This is a genomic window from Arachidicoccus sp., assembly GCF_050436765.1.
Lineage (GTDB): Bacteria > Bacteroidota > Bacteroidia > Chitinophagales > Chitinophagaceae > Arachidicoccus.
On record NZ_JBNQGD010000351.1, the window covers coordinates 1 to 1,485 of the forward strand.

Below are 1,485 nucleotides of genomic sequence, written 5' to 3' on the forward strand. Positions count from 1 at the left end.
GATGTAAATCCCAAAAAATAAACTTTGAAGAGGGATGCGCATTTATAAATTTAGGGAAAATAAGTGCGTATGAAAGTGAAAGGACTATTATATCATTTTTTGCAGCATTGTAATGCAAATTATGTGAAACTAACTGATAGGAAAATGAAATATTTTTTTCTATCAAATAATTATTAATAAATCCTTCTCCATTATCTAAAATTGTAACAGCAAATCCATCCTTTGATAGTTGTTCTGCAATTCTACCAAATAAAAGTTGTGCCCCGCCAATCTTTTTTGATGGATAGTAAAAAACAATATTCCTTTCCCAGTTCTTCATAAATCAACTAATTTTTCCGCTTTAATAAATTTTTGAATTCTTGAATTTCCTCTATTTTCAAAAAATAAGAAATTGCAAAATATGAAATAATTCCTGTTCCCCCCCCTACTATTAATTTTGCAATTGGGGAACTGAAAAGAATTAAGGAATAATATGTGATAACTGACATAGCAATAGTAGCAACCATAATTTTACTTAACTCCTTAAATTGTCTAAAAACCCCAAAATGAAATAATTTACCAGGCAAATAAGCATCCACAAAGAAATAAATAATTGCGCAAAACAGCTGTCCGGTTACTACAGCATGGATTCCGACAGAAAGTGTAAAAAACAATACAATAAAAGCGATAACGGCGTGTACAATATCAAGTTTTAAAAATAAATCAGACCTTCCTTTTACATTTAAAATGGTATTATTTAAGGCGCTAATTGGGTATACTATTCTTGCAAAACATAAAAGCTGAAATAAAGGCACAATAGGGAGCCATTTATCCGTCAAAAGAAATCTTACTAGAGGATTCGCAAGAATGGCCAAACAGGTCATGATAGGAAAAATAATAAATGAAGTCATTCTTAGCATTTTTCTATATACCGAAACAAGTCTTTTATCATCATCTTGTATTGATGATAATATGGGAAAAGTTACTCTATTCAAAATATCTGTGACCGTAACAGAAGCGGAATCAGTATATTGCTTTGCTTGTGTAAAATATCCCAATTCTGATGCTGCATAATATTTGCCAATACATATTTTGTATATATTATCAAATACGGTTGCAATGATACTAGCCCCAAGTAATTTTGAACCAAATGAAAATAATTGCTTGAACGATTGCTTTGAAAACTTTAAAGATGGCTTCCATCTACTAAACCCCCAAAGGAAAGCTACAATTGTAAAAGAACTAATAAGCGATTGCCAAACTAGCGCCCAAACACCATATCCCAAATAAGCAATAATAATTGCAAAAACACCACTAATAAGAACCCCTGCAATATTGACCTTTGCAAGAGTTCGAAAATCTAACTTAATAATTAATCGGGTATTTTGAACCAATGCAAATGAATAAATTATAATATTTAAAGTCAAAACTCTAGTCAATGGAATTAATTTAGGCATTGAATAGAAATCAGCAATTAAAGGAGCCGAAAAAAACAAGATTAAATAC

2 protein-coding genes are annotated in these 1,485 nt (G+C 30.6%); both read right to left on the reverse strand.

Annotation, left to right across the window (positions count from 1 at the left end; genetic code table 11):
* On the reverse strand, positions 1–319 hold a 319-nt coding region (locus ACQR30_RS15005; RefSeq protein WP_429736553.1), incomplete at its 3' end, for a hypothetical protein.
* A 7-nt stretch (positions 320–326) separates the two neighbouring features.
* A partial coding sequence (locus tag ACQR30_RS15010; protein ID WP_429736555.1) for a lipopolysaccharide biosynthesis protein occupies positions 327–1,485 on the reverse strand: 1,159 nt, incomplete at its 5' end.